25 protein-coding genes are annotated in these 14040 nt (G+C 40.4%); 21 read left to right on the top strand and 4 right to left on the bottom strand.

The genetic code is table 11. From position 1 onward, the window contains the following. Positions 1-15: 15 nt before the first annotated feature. From AC1DM9_RS13745 to AC1DM9_RS13735, 3 genes are all read right to left on the bottom strand, one after another. Entirely contained in the window at positions 16-396 is a 381-nt protein-coding gene (locus AC1DM9_RS13745; RefSeq protein WP_477580487.1) for a hypothetical protein, read from the bottom strand. Further along, positions 393-1019, bottom strand: coding sequence for an ImmA/IrrE family metallo-endopeptidase (locus tag AC1DM9_RS13740; protein ID WP_477580485.1), 627 nt, complete (start codon positions 1017-1019; stop codon positions 393-395). The genes AC1DM9_RS13745 and AC1DM9_RS13740 overlap by 4 nt, the downstream gene beginning before the upstream one ends. A gap of 70 nt (positions 1020-1089) precedes the next feature. Continuing rightward, positions 1090-1488, bottom strand: a complete 399-nt coding sequence (locus tag AC1DM9_RS13735; protein ID WP_477580483.1) for a helix-turn-helix domain-containing protein — start codon at positions 1486-1488, stop codon at positions 1090-1092. A gap of 151 nt (positions 1489-1639) precedes the next feature. Between AC1DM9_RS13735 and AC1DM9_RS13730 the strand changes: the two genes are divergently transcribed. The 14 genes from AC1DM9_RS13730 to AC1DM9_RS13665 all read left to right on the top strand — a co-directional run bounded on the left by AC1DM9_RS13730 (position 1640) and on the right by AC1DM9_RS13665 (position 7853). Then, on the top strand, positions 1640-1837 hold the full coding sequence (locus AC1DM9_RS13730) for a helix-turn-helix domain-containing protein (protein ID WP_477580481.1): 198 nt from the start codon (positions 1640-1642) through the stop codon (positions 1835-1837). Between the two features lie 77 nt (positions 1838-1914). Continuing rightward, a complete protein-coding gene (locus AC1DM9_RS13725; protein WP_477580479.1) occupies positions 1915-2109 on the top strand; it encodes a helix-turn-helix domain-containing protein in 195 nt (64 codons plus the stop codon). Between the two features lie 162 nt (positions 2110-2271). Continuing rightward, on the top strand, positions 2272-2523 hold the full coding sequence (locus AC1DM9_RS13720) for a helix-turn-helix domain-containing protein (protein WP_477580477.1): 252 nt from the start codon (positions 2272-2274) through the stop codon (positions 2521-2523). Between the two features lie 61 nt (positions 2524-2584). After that, a complete protein-coding gene (locus AC1DM9_RS13715; RefSeq protein ID WP_477580475.1) occupies positions 2585-2722 on the top strand; it encodes a hypothetical protein in 138 nt (45 codons plus the stop codon). A 58-nt stretch (positions 2723-2780) separates the two neighbouring features. Next, positions 2781-3104: a hypothetical protein gene (locus tag AC1DM9_RS13710; RefSeq protein ID WP_477580473.1), complete on the top strand. Its 324-nt coding sequence runs from the start codon at positions 2781-2783 to the stop codon at positions 3102-3104. Beyond that, positions 3101-3232, top strand: coding sequence for a hypothetical protein (locus AC1DM9_RS13705; RefSeq protein ID WP_477580471.1), 132 nt, complete (start codon positions 3101-3103; stop codon positions 3230-3232). The genes AC1DM9_RS13710 and AC1DM9_RS13705 overlap by 4 nt, the downstream gene beginning before the upstream one ends. Beyond that, positions 3229-3588, top strand: coding sequence for a hypothetical protein (locus AC1DM9_RS13700; RefSeq protein WP_477580469.1), 360 nt, complete (start codon positions 3229-3231; stop codon positions 3586-3588). The genes AC1DM9_RS13705 and AC1DM9_RS13700 overlap by 4 nt, the downstream gene beginning before the upstream one ends. Then, positions 3572-3766 (top strand): hypothetical protein, encoded by a 195-nt coding sequence (locus AC1DM9_RS13695; RefSeq protein WP_477580467.1) that lies wholly within the window; start codon positions 3572-3574, stop codon positions 3764-3766. Before AC1DM9_RS13700 ends, AC1DM9_RS13695 begins: the two co-directional genes overlap by 17 nt. 132 nt (positions 3767-3898) lie before the next feature. Then, positions 3899-4219, top strand: a complete 321-nt coding sequence (locus tag AC1DM9_RS13690; protein ID WP_477580465.1) for a hypothetical protein — start codon at positions 3899-3901, stop codon at positions 4217-4219. A 15-nt stretch (positions 4220-4234) separates the two neighbouring features. Then, positions 4235-5233 carry a DnaD domain-containing protein gene (locus AC1DM9_RS13685; protein ID WP_477580463.1) on the top strand — a complete coding sequence of 333 codons (999 nt, stop codon included), beginning with the start codon at positions 4235-4237 and terminating at the stop codon, positions 5231-5233. Between the two features lie 407 nt (positions 5234-5640). Then, positions 5641-5889 (top strand): hypothetical protein, encoded by a 249-nt coding sequence (locus tag AC1DM9_RS13680; protein WP_477580461.1) that lies wholly within the window; start codon positions 5641-5643, stop codon positions 5887-5889. Positions 5890-5915: 26 nt separating this feature from the next. After that, positions 5916-6389 (top strand): DUF2538 family protein, encoded by a 474-nt coding sequence (locus AC1DM9_RS13675; RefSeq protein WP_477580570.1) that lies wholly within the window; start codon positions 5916-5918, stop codon positions 6387-6389. 177 nt (positions 6390-6566) lie between these two features. Continuing rightward, a complete protein-coding gene (locus tag AC1DM9_RS13670) occupies positions 6567-7109 on the top strand; it encodes a site-specific integrase (RefSeq protein ID WP_477580460.1) in 543 nt (180 codons plus the stop codon). A 9-nt stretch (positions 7110-7118) separates the two neighbouring features. Then, a complete protein-coding gene (locus tag AC1DM9_RS13665; protein ID WP_477580458.1) occupies positions 7119-7853 on the top strand; it encodes a DNA-methyltransferase in 735 nt (244 codons plus the stop codon). 404 nt (positions 7854-8257) lie between these two features. Here AC1DM9_RS13665 and yjcZ read toward each other — a convergent pair whose 3' ends face one another. Beyond that, positions 8258-8353 carry a sporulation protein YjcZ gene (yjcZ, locus tag AC1DM9_RS13660; RefSeq protein WP_477580456.1) on the bottom strand — a complete coding sequence of 32 codons (96 nt, stop codon included), beginning with the start codon at positions 8351-8353 and terminating at the stop codon, positions 8258-8260. Positions 8354-8499: 146 nt separating this feature from the next. Here yjcZ and AC1DM9_RS13655 point away from each other — a divergent pair, with 146 nt between their 5' ends. The 7 genes from AC1DM9_RS13655 to AC1DM9_RS13625 all read left to right on the top strand — a co-directional run bounded on the left by AC1DM9_RS13655 (position 8500) and on the right by AC1DM9_RS13625 (position 13938). After that, positions 8500-8976, top strand: a complete 477-nt coding sequence (locus AC1DM9_RS13655) for a hypothetical protein (protein WP_477580454.1) — start codon at positions 8500-8502, stop codon at positions 8974-8976. Continuing rightward, positions 8969-9634, top strand: coding sequence for a phiTE_072 family protein (locus tag AC1DM9_RS13650; RefSeq protein ID WP_477580453.1), 666 nt, complete (start codon positions 8969-8971; stop codon positions 9632-9634). Before AC1DM9_RS13655 ends, AC1DM9_RS13650 begins: the two co-directional genes overlap by 8 nt. An 88-nt stretch (positions 9635-9722) precedes the next feature. Beyond that, on the top strand, positions 9723-10115 hold the full coding sequence (locus AC1DM9_RS13645; protein WP_477580451.1) for a hypothetical protein: 393 nt from the start codon (positions 9723-9725) through the stop codon (positions 10113-10115). A 198-nt stretch (positions 10116-10313) separates the two neighbouring features. Beyond that, positions 10314-11408 carry a GTP pyrophosphokinase gene (locus AC1DM9_RS13640; protein ID WP_477580449.1) on the top strand — a complete coding sequence of 365 codons (1095 nt, stop codon included), beginning with the start codon at positions 10314-10316 and terminating at the stop codon, positions 11406-11408. A 792-nt stretch (positions 11409-12200) separates the two neighbouring features. Then, the gene (locus AC1DM9_RS13635; protein ID WP_477580447.1) at positions 12201-12437 is read left to right on the top strand and encodes a hypothetical protein; all 237 of its coding nucleotides are present in this window, start codon (positions 12201-12203) and stop codon (positions 12435-12437) included. A gap of 125 nt (positions 12438-12562) precedes the next feature. Beyond that, complete coding sequence (locus tag AC1DM9_RS13630; protein WP_477580445.1) at positions 12563-13273, top strand: hypothetical protein; 711 nt, start codon at positions 12563-12565, stop codon at positions 13271-13273. A gap of 62 nt (positions 13274-13335) precedes the next feature. Next, the gene (locus tag AC1DM9_RS13625) at positions 13336-13938 is read left to right on the top strand and encodes a tyrosine-type recombinase/integrase (protein WP_477580443.1); all 603 of its coding nucleotides are present in this window, start codon (positions 13336-13338) and stop codon (positions 13936-13938) included. The last annotated feature ends 102 nt before the right edge of the window (positions 13939-14040 follow it).

The raw sequence follows: 14040 nt of genomic DNA, 5'->3' as shown, positions 1-14040 counted from the left end.
TCCTCCGTTCTTTGTTTATTTCCATTGAACTTTCGAACGAATTTCTGCTTCTAATACGTCTTCAATATCTGTGATTCGGAGCATGAGTCGTTGAATGTCGTTTACTTCAACTTGTTGATCGGAGCCATCTAAAGTCTTAATGATGTAGTTCCTAAGTGAAGGTAGATGAATGCCAAAAAGAGTAGGATCATCGGGATGTCTAACATAGACATGATCCGGAACAGACAAAGATAGTACATCGGATTCGATTTCATCAAAAGTAAATCGCTCGAATGGGGTTTCGATACTTATGTAGATTGTATTAGTCCAATCAAAAGTAAAATAATTAATCATCATCCAAAGCGGAAAAAGACGAGCATTATCGATATCGAGATCATATAGTACAGAAATTTTCATTGTGAGGTTATTTCTCCTTGTTTGTTTGATATTTGTTTATTTAATTGGTCAAGGATTTTGTTCGTTGTATCTGTATAAGCATACTTAACTTTGGCAGGCGTAAATCGAGCACGTAAGTTATGGTCTTGACGTTCTCTATTTATCCGACCAAGTATTTGTTCAATACGTTGTTTCACAAATGAATAGGGCAACTTGAACGCTTCAGAAAGTATTTTTAGGTAGTAGGAGCTGTGTTGTATCGACTTGAATTCCTCAAGCATGTAAGCCGGCATAGCAGAGTATAACTGGAACAGAGCGGCTTGTGATTCCTGTAAGTTCACAAAGGCAGAAGGGAGGCTTCGCTGATCTCCTACGTGCATGGCTGGATGACATAATTCATGGAAAAAGACAAGACGCTGCTCGTATGCCTCTAGATGAATGTTAATAAAAATCATGCAGTCATTATCGTTATCATAAATGACCTTTGATTCACCTTCTGAGTAGGCGATGTATGTATTAAATAGGGCGCCGATATCATCAATATTCAAATCAGAAACGCTATGAATTCCTCGATCTTGGTATTTTTTATTAATCCAAAGTTCCATGTCTGATGGTTTGTATAGGTCAAGATTGAAAAAATGCACAGTAGAATACCTCCTAATGAGAATGTATGTTCGTATTTATGGGTAAAAAATATAGCCCAAGAAAAGGCTATTATTTTTTATCATTGTTATTTTGGCTCCGTTCCCTTTTACGCTTTTCTTTGAATGCTCTGAACATCTCTAGTTCTTTCTTAAGATGCTCGGCTTCTTCCTCATCAATTTCTTCCGGTGGTCCACCTAAATAAGCAATAAAAATTTCAGAATCTGAATCTTGATTTAATCTAAGGCTTTTAATATCAGTACGTCCCTGTAGATAGTCAATTGAAACATTAAAAGTATCAGCTATTTTATTAATTGTGTCAATTGGAGGTTCCTTTGTTCCATTTTCATATGCAGTATATGTAGGGCGAGCAACTCCAATCAGATTAGCAACGTATTCTTGCGTCCATTTAGGATCAGAGTTCTTTTTAAGCTCACGTTCAGCTTTTAATCTTTTACCAAAAACATGCATAATGAACACCAACTTTAATGGGATAGCATTATTATAATGTTCCTAAGAGAAACTTTAAAGCTATGTTCCTTTAAGTATAACTTATTCATTGACATGTTCCTTAAAGTAACATATAATTCATTTATAAAGTTACTTTAGGGAACATTTGGAGGTGTTTATTACGAGAGTATGGCTAAAGGGAATTAGAGAAAAAGCAAATTTAACACATGAAAAAGTAGCGGACGATGCTGGTATTTCAAGAAGTTATTATACTAATATTGAAAATGGCTCCAAAACTCCTTCAGTTGAAGTTGCAAAATCTATTGCTAATGTTCTGTTGTTTAAATGGGGACTTTTTTTTGAAAAATAATGTTCCTTTAAGGAACAAATTACAACTGTGAAAAGTGTGTGATTTCAAAAAAACTATTAATAGAAAGGAAAACTAAAATGAAACGCCAAACCTTAAATGTTCAAGAAGCAGCTGATTTCATCGGCGTATCAGCATGGCTGATTTATGACATGGTTCGCTTGAAACAAATACCTGCTATTAGGATTCGCACCCGGATTTTTTTCAGAATAGAGACCTTAAAGCAATGGATGTCTGATAAAGAAACGGCAGCATTAGAAGTAGATGCGATATGAACCATATTCAAAAAACTGCCCGACATCGGGAAGGATGCCGGGCAAGATGAGGGGAACGTTGGTAATCGGCAACACACAGTAAATCAGGAACGGTATAAGCCAATATTACAACAACTGACTCCCCTAAACTATTGCGATTCAGCATAAATAGGGGGTGAAAACGTGAAATTTGGAATAATTCTACAAGCGTGCCGTGAACGAGCTGGTTACAGTCAAGAAAAAATGGCGGAGCTATTGAATCGCACCCAAAGCTGCATTAGTCGTTTTGAGAAAGATCATAAGCTCCCTGACATACATACACTCATGCGCTGGGCCGACCTTACAAATGCAAGGGAAATAGTAGTCTGTTACATGTACGGCGTGGATAGCCTTTCAATGATTCAAACGGTTTTACAAGTATCTGGAGCTGCTTAATGAAGGAGATGGTTATTTGAGTAATTCAGAAGTGGAATGGCGTAGGTACGAGTTAATGCGCATGCGATGGCAATTACTTAATCGTCCAGGCAATGCAGATCCGTTTGTGATTCCTGCAGCAGTTGATTTATTATCGGCGGAAATTGAGGCAATGAAAAACGACCACTCCGGATTAGGCCCCGAAATGGTCGCAAATTAATGAAAATATGTTACCGCCATTATAACACATACTGAGCGGTCGGCAAAGGATGGTTCATATGGGAATAGTAATGACTGAATTGAGTACCATTCAAACTCCAGAGCTTCTACATGGAGAAATTAAAAAATACCTCGAAAAAGGATTTGATCTGTTTTCAATTACAAAGTATTCATACGAGTCTAATGGCAGTGTTGATATAACAGCATTGATGGGTGATGCAGAAGACTTTGTTGAGATTCGTTACTCCACTAGCTCGAGTTGTAAAGAGGGTATTAAAACTAAATTCACTTACGGAGCCACGATCAGATTGTTTTTACGATATTCCTCTTCCTTACGAAAAGATGCTTCTGAAATCATTGAACGATTGGAGTTGGCAATATGAAGAAACAAGCTTTTGTAACAGCGAACGAAGGATTTGTCAGCGGAAAAATGTCTGTCTTAAAAGCCTACGCATACGCTTTTCAACTCAAGCAGCTAGGCAATGTCAACGTAAAGGTCAACAAGGTATGAATCTATCACTCCAATTCAACCCAGCCCCTAAGCCAGGTAAGCAAGTGCGTATTAAGGAGACACAGCGTCAGCTTGGAGATATCAGCGAAAAGGTAGATAAAGAGCTTAAAGAGCGTTCTGGAGGCATCTGTGAAATTCAAAAGCATTGTCGAGGGGATAGAGCGACAGAACGGGCTCATACCATCGGAAGACGTCTCATCCGCCACAAAACAACGGTAAAGGATCTATTTCATGTCTGTAAAAACTGTCATTTATGGTTGGACGAGCAGCCCGAGGGCATCCGATTCAAGAGAATTGTCCGCGAATCAGGTACTGCGTTTTTTGTAAGGAGGGATATTTATGAAGAAGCGCCTTGAGGCTATTCTTAAACGCCCATTAGAGCTGGATGAAAAGAAGTTTACCGAATGGTTAATGGGTTGGGACTATGACACGCGCATTGCTGCTGAGAGCTTGTTTATAGCTATGTTTCGAGCTGGACAGATGGATGTAATGCAAGCGGTTGAAGGTTTGTTCAGTGAAAAGAAACAAGAATAACGATAAAGGCGTTGCCTCTATCGTCGGGCGTCCTGAGCGCCAACTCAGGGCTTCCGACGATGCAGCGCAAGAAAGCATTACTGCTCTTTGATAACTTCAAACCTATTAACCTAGCAGAAAGAGAGGTGCTTAGTGAAGATAGATTTATTAACAGATCCATTGCCTGAGCAAAAATTTGATAGCCATCGATGGAACAAGCTGTTCCGTTTGATTATCCAGCATGTAAAAGACCGTGAGTTAGCTTGTATGCTGCTAAAGCGTATGTGGAGCATCCGTTCTATTGGAACGGTTATGCGCCGCGATATGCACGGTTTAAAACTTGTGCCGCTTCTCGATCCCGAAGGCGGTTGGCCTGACATGGATTTCTGGGAATCAATTAGATCGGAATATCTAGTACCCTACTCTCCCGAAATCAAGCACCTTATCGGGCTTGTGGCGGAGCAAACGGAATAGGAAGGAGGATGCGCTTTGGCTTGGATAGAGAGTCACCAAGAACTAGCAAGGCATCCGAAAACGAAGCGTTTATCGCGAAAATTAGGCGTAACGGTGCCAACAGCTGTCGGTCACTTACATATGTTATGGTGGTGGGCGGTTGATTACGCACAAGACGGAAACATATCAGATTACGATCCGGAGGACATCGCTGAGGCGATCGACTGGCCGACAGAGAAAGCAGAGAATCTGCTGCAAGCCCTTGTAGATGCGGGGTTTGTAGACAAAGTGGAACGCTGTGTCACTATACACGACTGGTTTGATTACGCGGGACGGTTAGTGGACAACCGCGAAAAGAATAAGGAACGGAAAAGGAAGTCACGGGAAAATGCGAAGAAAGGCAAAGAGAGTCACAACAATGTCACGCGTGACACAGGCGTGACACTTAGTGACGAAACAAGCCGTCACGGGGCTACAGTACCTGACCTTACCTTACCTAACCAGACCTTACCTAACCAGACACAACAGAACCATACCAGTACCGAACAAGAGGCGGAAACAAAACCTCCTGTGGCTAGTGGTGTTGACCCTGTATTTAATCCTTTTCGACTTTACGAAGCAGAAGGCTTTGGAACACTTAGTTCTGTCACGGCTGATAAAATCAATGATTTCATCGACGATTACGGTGAACGCTGGGTGTGTGAGGCTATGAAAACCGCTACCGTAGCAGGGAAAAGAAACTTAACCTATGTTAACGGCATTCTTAAGCGATATAAAGCCGAAGGTGTAGACGAGCCGTGGAACGTAGAAAAAAAGCCCGCAAGCATCACTCAAACATCTTCACGCTCAGGCAAACCAAAAATCGATATTGTCGCAGAGGACAAATGCGAATCACCAATCTCAGAAAACGAGCTACGAAAAATACATGACCTCGGACGCAAAATCGAAGGGAAGCCTCCATTTACGGACGCTGAGTTTAAAGAAATCCTTCGAGAGTCGAGAAAGGAGTCATTCCATGACCAGACCCAAGGTTGAGCGAAAAGTTATCGTTTGCGACGAATTGGACTTTTCTTAGCATAAACATCAGACAAAAATACTCCTGCAACTGCACAAGGAAGGCAAGACCATCCAGAATATTGCGAACCGGTTCAGGCATCCAAAAGAAGAGATTCTCATCGCCCTCATTGGTTTATTACCACATTCCGAATTAGCAGCAATGCTGGGAAGACATTGGAGTGCTAGGAATGACGACAAACCAAAGAAATTCGAGTGTATCGATTAATGCGGCTGGATTATAGCAAGGCTAGCATCGCGCAGCTTAGAAACATCGCCAACGAGGATGATGTAGCAAATTGGGCAGACAGAATTGCAGCACATGCTGAGTTATTACGGCGGAAATACCCAAACCGCTATAAAAATTATAAGCAAAGGAGCGTTTGAAAGTGACAAGAGTATTGAGCGTTCCTATGGTGCCTGGTAGCCAAACACTGAAAGAATATGCAGGTGCGGTTCCTCCGTTAGTCGAGGCGTTATCTGAGTGGGTTTATTCTGAGGTATCAATCGAGAGGTTTCGCCTTGATAAACCAATCCCAATCGAATACCGCAAGTATGCTCCAAAGCATTGGGTAGATAACGGATGGGTTGAGGAATTGGATGGACAAATTGATTTATTTGATTTGGTAAATGAATGAAAACGGGAGGGTGCATCAAATTGGATATGAATAATGTTGAAAAAACGGTCAAAGAAGAGTCTGGAAAGCCGACTAAACATGGTATGACGTTGGGTGATGTTTGGTTTTCTTCCAAGGAACACGGAGTGAATTTTACTCAACTGCTAGAAAAATTTAATTGCCACAAGAATCCAGAGTATGCGGCAGCTTGTTATATTGTTTCTCACCCTGAAATTTTTCATAGAATTGACTGGAATAAATCCAACGGGCCAATTGGCTGGTATTGGGGAGAATGGATTGGGAATGACGAAGATGGTTATTGGACGGAATCAGATATAGTTGGACAACTATCCAGCTCATATCGGGGTTTAGTTCAATCAACTGTAGAACTATACACCGGTAGCAAGCATTACTTTGATTTGATGGGATGGCTAGGCAATGCTGGCGATGAAGTATACAAATTGTTCGTGCAGTCTTTAGATATTCGCAAGGATCGTTTTGTTATCGATGTATCTGCATAAATATCAAGTGATCGAAATAAAAAAAGGCCCTAATATCATCCTTCAGACAGTGATTCATCCAATGTCGGAGGCACAACCGCATTGGTAAGGTCTTGGCAGACGTGAAATTAGAGCTTGAAAGTTAGTATACAAGGATAGAATTGAAAAATCAAGTGTTCATGACAGGAGGGAAAGCCAATGGAAGTCGTACAACCTATTCGAAGCATGGTAAAGCTGGAGCTTATGAAGGCGTCGCTGAGGAAACGGTCGGAGAGAGATTGGTTTTTGCTAGTCATGGGAATTAACGTAGGGTTACGGATTGGTGACTTGCTTAAGCTGCACGTACGCGATGTACGGAATAAATCGCACATCAGAATAGTTGAAGGCAAGACCAAGAAGAAAAAGCGGTTCCCGATCAATGCGGAACTGCGCGAGATCATCAACCAGTACACCAAAGGCATGAAGGATAGCGATCCGCTCTTTAAATCATACCGAACAAAGCAGAATATCGGAAGAGTGCAGGCGTACCGTATTCTCAATTATGCGGCAGCCGAAGTCGGTCTGATAGAGATTGGGACGCATACGCTCCGCAAGACCTTCGGCTATCACTTTTACAAACGATACAAGGATGTGGCCTTGCTGCAGGAGATATTCAATCATTCGGCGCCGAGCATAACAATGCGCTACATTGGTATCAATCAAGACATTATAGACGAGGCCGTTGGCGGCTTCCACTTGTGAGGTGTCAGCATGATAAATCAGATTTATTGTGGCGATTGTTTAGAAATCATGCCGAGCCTGCCTGACAAGTCGTTCGACATGATACTTTGTGATTTGCCATACGGTACCACGGAAAATTCTTGGGATAGCGTTATTCCACTGGACGAGCTTTGGTTAGAGTACAACCGTTTGATTAAAGATCGTGGCGCAATTGTCCTTACAGCTCAGACTCCATTTGATAAGGTTCTGGGAGCCAGCAACCTGCAGTTACTTCGTTACGAATGGATATGGATGAAAAGCAACGGTACCGGATTTCTTAATGCAAAGCGAATGCCGTTGAAGATCCATGAAAACGTGCTTGTCTTCTATAAAAGCTTACCAACATATAACCCACAAAAGACCAGTGGTCATAAGCCAGTCAATCGCTATAAAAAGCATTCAAGCGATGGCAGCAATTACGGGAAGACGGCTATCGGTACCGAAGGTGGAGGGCAAACGGATCGTTATCCGGTGGACGTATTGTACTACCCAAGGGATAAAGAGCGGTACCACCCGACGCAAAAGCCTGTAGCACTCTTCGAATATCTTATCCGGACGTACACGAACGAGGGCGATGTGATTCTAGACAACTGTATCGGCAGCGGAACAACAGCTGTGGCTGCAGCCGGATGCAGCAGGAACTTCGTTGGGATAGAGAAGGAGCAGCGATACATCGACATTGCGAATGACCGTCTTAAAAGCGTTCAGACACAACTGATCGTATGAACATTCGCTGAATATTAAGTTTCATTAGTAAAAAGAAAGCCCATAGAATGGGCCTTCTCATTAATGTTATTTTAGGAATTAACGAACTGAGGTTACGCAATTAAATAAAAAAGGGTAGTAAAAAGGGTATTTCTTCTCGTCTTTCTTCGCGTCTATCGTCGCGTCTATCGTCACGTCTCACATCGCGTCTATCGTCGCGTCTATCGTCACGTCTATCGTCGCGTCTATCGTCGCGTCTATCGTCACGTCTCACTTCGCGGCCGAAGACGCCACAACTACAAGCGATAATCACCAACAGAATGAAAAGAACTAGAATCGTACGAAGGTTATTGTGCATTATTCAATTTACCTCCTTAAGTCTTAGTGAATTATAAAAGTTGGCGTACACAGTTTACGTCTATGAGCTAGTAATTGCTACGGTTGCGGTCGCGGTTGCAACTACAAGCGATGATTACTAATAGAATGAAAAGCACCAGAATCGTACCAAGGTTATTGTGCATTATTCACTTCACCTCCCTGTGTTTTGACTACCATGTAGAGTATGTATTGATAGAATTGAGTGATTGGATGTTTGTTCCCGAATGATACTAGCCTTATATAAAAGGATAGGACGATAAGTGTGAACGATTTACTGAGACAATGTTGAATGACTACAGAAGAACATGGGGTGAAGCAATTGTTTACTTTTGAAGTCCGTACTTATGACATTTGGGATGATAAGGAATACCCCAAAAAAATCATTGCTGCTACGGCTGGAAAAGCAAAATACGAATATTGGCAGTTAATGAGCGATTGTTGGGATATTCCTTTCGGGAAGTTGCTACCGTTGCTGCGTGTAAGAAAGCTTGGTCCAGCATCACCATCGGCGCATTTCATGGACCGTGAAAACTTTGATCGAATGAAGGTAAATCGCGGCATCGAGTTTACATATATGGGAATGCGGGTCGAGGTGAACGGAAAGGCTGGCACGATTACTGGATACCACGGATTTAATCTCATGGTTTTGATGGACGGCGATACAAGGCCGGGAAACTGCCACCCATGGTGGGAAACAAAGTTTTTTGATAAGCAAGGCAATGTCATTCGCGACTATACAGAAAAGGAGGTTGCTTCACATGCCTAATACAATGCAAAGCACTGTTGTAACGCAAGACGATAAGCCGATTGTCTACCGGATTGAAAAGGATGTATCGGAAGTTTATCGCCTTCAGATCGGCAGCCATCGTTGCCAATCGGCTACAATCACCATTAATAAAACTGGCGACCTCAATGTCATTAGCGATTGCGGTAATTTCAATCACTTCTGGCGCATGTCGGATAACGAAAATTTTAAAGCATTTCTAATCAGAATTTGCCGCGGCGGGGAAGCGAGAGGCTATCTGTACGACAAAATCCACGACCGCGACAGAGCTTCGAGAGTGGATCCAGAAAAGAATATTTCATTTTTGAAGAAAGAACTGCTGCAGCAGTACAGAGAAAAAAGACGTTCTTATTCGTACATGCTGGAAGACAAGAAAAAGATATACCCAACACTCAACAATCGTGTTAGAGATGCATGGGACGAGTTGGAGAATATTGAAAATGAAGGAGAAATGTCAGCGGATGCCTTTTGGGGCCTTTTGTGGACTACCAGATACCTAAATGAATTCTTTGACGGAGATTACTTCGCTCATTGTATGGACGTTGAAACTATCGGCGACCGCCAGGCAATGACATTCTGCGAAGTTGTTGCTCCGATATTTGCCGAAATCCTAAAAGAGGAACTAAGCACCGGGAAATAAAAGGAACCTCCAGCTCTGTTGGGGAACGGGCGCCGGAGGACTTCTGTGCAAACTCATCTTCCATTATAACATAAAGGGGATGTGGGGAATGTTGGCAATGGCAATGGACTGGTATGGTGAACAGATAGAATTGTTTCCAAAGGCGACTAAATCTGAATTAAAGATAGCGAAAGCCGCATTATCGCGGTATCGCTGCATGAAATCGGTTGTTGATGATTTCGAAGTAAGAGGAATTGATTCACTTGCTACAAAACAGTTAGGCGTGTACAATGCCTACAAAGCGAGTGTTGTCAACATTGATCGAGCAGTCAACCTAATTCAAGATGATGATGTTAAACGAATGATCGATGTCCGATATATTAAAGGGCAGCCACATCACGTAACCATTGCGCGTTTTCAAATATGGCATCCGTCAACGGTAGATCGTAAAATCAATCGTGGTATTGAATCAATAGCCAATACGTTAAAGCTATGGGAATAAGTACCTCAGGATGGTAGCCAATATATTATGTATTACATCAGCATTAAAATCGGTAACGTCTATAGAAATTCAACAACAAATTCTGTAATTAACTGTAGATGATTTTTTAGAACTATAAAATTTTGTAGAACCCTTTATATATGATTCTAATAGTACTATTATGTAATAATTGGAATGTATAAGAAATGAGGGGCAGATATGAGTAATAAGGAACTCTTATTAAACGAATACAGAAGTAAAAAAGGGTTATATCAAAGTTTCGCATCGAAAGTTTCTCAATTAATAAATGATATTCTTATATCAAAAGGAATCACTATCAGTGCAATACCATTTAGAGAAAAAGATGAAGATAGCTTATCAAAGAAAATTAGTAAGGAAGGTAATGAAGAAAAATATCAAAATCTTACCGATGTTACTGATTTAGCGGGTGTAAGAATTATTACTTATTTTTCAGATGATGTTGATAAAATAGCAACAATTATTGAAGATGAATTCGAAGTTGACTATGAAAAGTCTATCGACAAAAGGAAGACACACGATCCTGACCGCTTTGGTTATTTATCACTTCATTACATTATTAAGTTGAAATCTAACCGAGCAGAACTGGTTGAGTATAGTTCCTATTCAAATTTATATGTTGAAGTACAAGTGAGATCAATACTGCAGCATGCTTGGGCAGAAATTGAACATGATCTTGGTTACAAAAGTAAACGCGGAATTCCTAAGGACACTAGAAGAAGTTTCTCTAGACTTGCAGGAATGTTGGAATTAACTGATATAGAGTTTTTGAGAATTAGGAACGAACTCAATGAGTATGAGGCGATAATCCCAGAACAAATAAAAACTGAACCGTCGAAAGTCTTAATTGACAATCTTTCATTGAAATCTTATATACTAAGCTCAGAAATAGTAAATGAAATTGCTCTTGGAGTTGAAACTCTAAGACCAGAAATCGAATTTACAGACGTATTAAATGTTATAGGATTACTTATAGAACCATTAGATTACAATAATATAGAGACAATATTAGAATTGGACGGCGCACTAAATAAACGAAAAGATGAGATCATAAAATTCTCTTCTAAATTTTTTCAAGTGGATAATTCAAAGAAAATACAGATTGGGAAAGATACTCTAATTATATATTTTTGTCATTTATTAATTGCAGAAGCTAATGATTTTAATTTAATAGAAAGATATAGCACAAGATTATTAGGTGAAACTGAGGATAACCCGGTAGATAAAACTCATCTCGCTAATAAGATTTATGAAATTTATAATGAGATTATGTAATTGTTAAGTTTTTGTGATTACTCGGATTTTATTTTAAAACAATGCGCGTAAATCGCGTGAAATCAGCGTCAAAAATAAGAGTGCCTACAGGGTACAGTTAGATTCATAGAGCAGAACGTTGCTCGGGTGAATCCTACTGTACCCTTATTACTTGTAGGACTCGGTCACGCGGTGGGTCTTTTAGACCTTAGGCGCCAGTCGCCAAGCGTGTGATGATGAGGTGGGGTTAAATGCCCTTAACAAGGTTGACTTGTCCCTTGTTCAGTTTGCCGGATCATTCCGACGATCTGAGCAATTGATAATTTCAAGGAGTCGCTAATGCGGCTCCTTTTTGTATGTATAGGAGGCGATCCGGTTGAGGTTTACAAGACGATTACCCACAGTAAGCGACAGCAAACAACAACCGGCTAAATGCCGCGGCTGTCCATGGGGCAGACATGAAGGTTCAAAACATTTCTGCAGCAGAGTGAGGTGTCCAAAAGATGAAAAAATGGCTGAAAAACTTACTAAAGAGATTCGCCCCGCAGGCAGCTCCAGCGCCTCGCAATCGAAAAGAACGACGTCACGGTAGACAACAGTGACAAGCGCATATAGCGCATCACACATAGACTCTCATCAGTATGTAGTTGATGACTACTTATGAGAGGAGCAGCCCTGCACTGTCAGGTAGCACCTGAAACTATGATGAGGAGGCACCTTCATCCTGGAAACACACTTTGCAGGGCATACAATAAAGGGAAATGAAGGAAAATGTCGAATCTATAGTTCAAAACTACTAGGAGGTATTGGATTTTGAACGAGATTGATGGTATTTTCAAAGACATGCAGAACAACATGTGGGATGCTGCTTTAGCAATCTTGCAAATTTTAGGATTTTTGGCTATTCCAATAATAATTGCTCTATTTATAATAAAGTTTGTACTACGAATAAAAGGAGGATTATTCCAAATTCTTGCACTACTCATCACAGCCGGTTGGGCTTGGTATTGGTCAATAAATATTTTTCCGAAAATTACGGACTTAATTTAGACTCAAAAAGAGTCGCAGGGATGCCCTCCCATACGACTCTTCGACCGATGCTTTCGGATTTAAGCATATAATATCATGTTCATAGGAAAATTGGAATTATTTATTTAAATAATGGAGGTATTGGATTGAAATATAGAACGTTTATTTATTGGGGCATAGGTATTTTTATTGTATGGCTGATGTCGGGCTATTTAATGACATGTTTTTGGGGTACATCAGGAAGAGGTCAAGCTGGTGATATGTTTGGGGCAATTAATTCATTGTTTTCAGGATTAGCGTTCGCAGGAATTATTTTTACTATAATTATTCAGAGAGAAGAATTAAAACTTCAAAGAGAAGAACTGAAACTTCAGCGTGAAGAAGTTGCAAAATCAACAAAAGAATTAGCAGGACAAAAAGAGAGTATGATTATCCAACGGTTTGAGAATACTTTTTTTAATATGATTAGCGCACATGATACTATTGTTTCGTCAGCATATATTGATGACACGGATCCTCAAGGTAAAGCTTTGCTAGACCAATATTATGAATACATAGAAAGCTATATTACTCACGGGGAATCAATTACTGATGCAATGGAAAGATATACCCCAATAATCAAAAATATAAATCTTTGTTATACTAATTTTGTTTTCATATTGCAATATGTTGCTAATCAAGCTTCAATTGATGATTCTGCTAAAAAGAATTATGTCGACATATTAATAGCTCAGTTATCTAGAGGACAAATCGGTTTTTATTATTGTTACGCTCAAATGAAAGAAGAAAAGGGAGACATACGTGCACAACAAGAGTTACTGCTGTTGAATGCTTATAAGATTAATAAATTTATGTAGTAATGAAAGCACTTTAGAGTGCTTTTTCTTTTGTCTATAATCCAACTAATGAGGTGGTGGCAATGAATGAGGTACAACCCATTCGAGACAAAGAGACCATAATCCAAATTAAAAACTTTCTTAAGGTCAAGAGTTTCCGAGATTACCTGTTATTTTCAATGGGAATACACAGTGGACTCAGGGTATCGGATCTTCTACGACTTCAGGTCGGGCACGTCCGGGATCAGCTTCACATAAGTTTCGTGGCATCAAAAACCAAAAACCGCAAGAAGCTACGGAAAAAGAAAAAATTCATCATCCATCCTGATTATCAAGATGACCTCATTTGGTACATTAAAGACATGCCGGACGATGCGTACTTGTTTGCTTCAAGGCAGCGTAAAAAATTGTCAGGTGCGGTAGGTGAACCGATACGAAGAGAGACGGCTTGGAAGATGCTTAGCAGCGTCGCAAGTCGTTTTGGTCTTGAAAATATAGGGACACATTCCCTTCGCAAAACTTGGGGATACCAGCTCATTAAAAACGCTGATCCACATGAAGCAGCATACTCCATAGCGTTACTAATGGAAATGTTCGGACATGAGACACAAGAAGAAACTTTGCGTTATTTGGGCTTGACTCAGGACGCAATGGACGAAGCCATTTTACGTTTGAGTTTCACATAAAATGGTCGATGTTGCACTCAAAAATGAAACAAGGAAAAAGCTTGATTTCATCGCATTTCTGTGATTCTTTGAGTGCAACAGAAATCTAGTTAAGTGGCACTC

It is taken from the genome of Paenibacillus sp. 01T431, from assembly GCF_056398625.1.
Note: the sequence above shows the minus strand (reverse complement) of the source record. Positions and strands in the feature narration are given on the sequence as shown.

Excerpts from the sequence above, each read along its gene's own strand:
- AC1DM9_RS13745 (WP_477580487.1), bottom strand. The coding sequence starts at position 396 with ATGAAAATTTCTGTACTATATGATCTCGATATCGATAATGCTCGTCTT.
- AC1DM9_RS13735 (WP_477580483.1), bottom strand. The coding sequence starts at position 1,488 with ATGCATGTTTTTGGTAAAAGATTAAAAGCTGAACGTGAGCTTAAAAAG.
- AC1DM9_RS13725 (WP_477580479.1), top strand. The coding sequence starts at position 1,915 with ATGAAACGCCAAACCTTAAATGTTCAAGAAGCAGCTGATTTCATCGGC.
- AC1DM9_RS13715 (WP_477580475.1), top strand. The coding sequence starts at position 2,585 with ATGCGATGGCAATTACTTAATCGTCCAGGCAATGCAGATCCGTTTGTG.
- AC1DM9_RS13710 (WP_477580473.1), top strand. The coding sequence starts at position 2,781 with ATGGGAATAGTAATGACTGAATTGAGTACCATTCAAACTCCAGAGCTT.
- AC1DM9_RS13705 (WP_477580471.1), top strand. The coding sequence starts at position 3,101 with ATGAAGAAACAAGCTTTTGTAACAGCGAACGAAGGATTTGTCAGCGGA.
- AC1DM9_RS13700 (WP_477580469.1), top strand. The coding sequence starts at position 3,229 with ATGAATCTATCACTCCAATTCAACCCAGCCCCTAAGCCAGGTAAGCAA.
- AC1DM9_RS13695 (WP_477580467.1), top strand. The coding sequence starts at position 3,572 with ATGAAGAAGCGCCTTGAGGCTATTCTTAAACGCCCATTAGAGCTGGAT.
- AC1DM9_RS13675 (WP_477580570.1), top strand. The coding sequence starts at position 5,916 with ATGAATAATGTTGAAAAAACGGTCAAAGAAGAGTCTGGAAAGCCGACT.
- AC1DM9_RS13670 (WP_477580460.1), top strand. The coding sequence starts at position 6,567 with ATGGAAGTCGTACAACCTATTCGAAGCATGGTAAAGCTGGAGCTTATG.
- AC1DM9_RS13665 (WP_477580458.1), top strand. The coding sequence starts at position 7,119 with ATGATAAATCAGATTTATTGTGGCGATTGTTTAGAAATCATGCCGAGC.
- yjcZ (WP_477580456.1), bottom strand. The coding sequence starts at position 8,353 with ATGCACAATAACCTTGGTACGATTCTGGTGCTTTTCATTCTATTAGTA.
- AC1DM9_RS13655 (WP_477580454.1), top strand. The coding sequence starts at position 8,500 with ATGACTACAGAAGAACATGGGGTGAAGCAATTGTTTACTTTTGAAGTC.
- AC1DM9_RS13650 (WP_477580453.1), top strand. The coding sequence starts at position 8,969 with ATGCCTAATACAATGCAAAGCACTGTTGTAACGCAAGACGATAAGCCG.
- AC1DM9_RS13645 (WP_477580451.1), top strand. The coding sequence starts at position 9,723 with ATGTTGGCAATGGCAATGGACTGGTATGGTGAACAGATAGAATTGTTT.
- AC1DM9_RS13640 (WP_477580449.1), top strand. The coding sequence starts at position 10,314 with ATGAGTAATAAGGAACTCTTATTAAACGAATACAGAAGTAAAAAAGGG.
- AC1DM9_RS13625 (WP_477580443.1), top strand. The coding sequence starts at position 13,336 with ATGAATGAGGTACAACCCATTCGAGACAAAGAGACCATAATCCAAATT.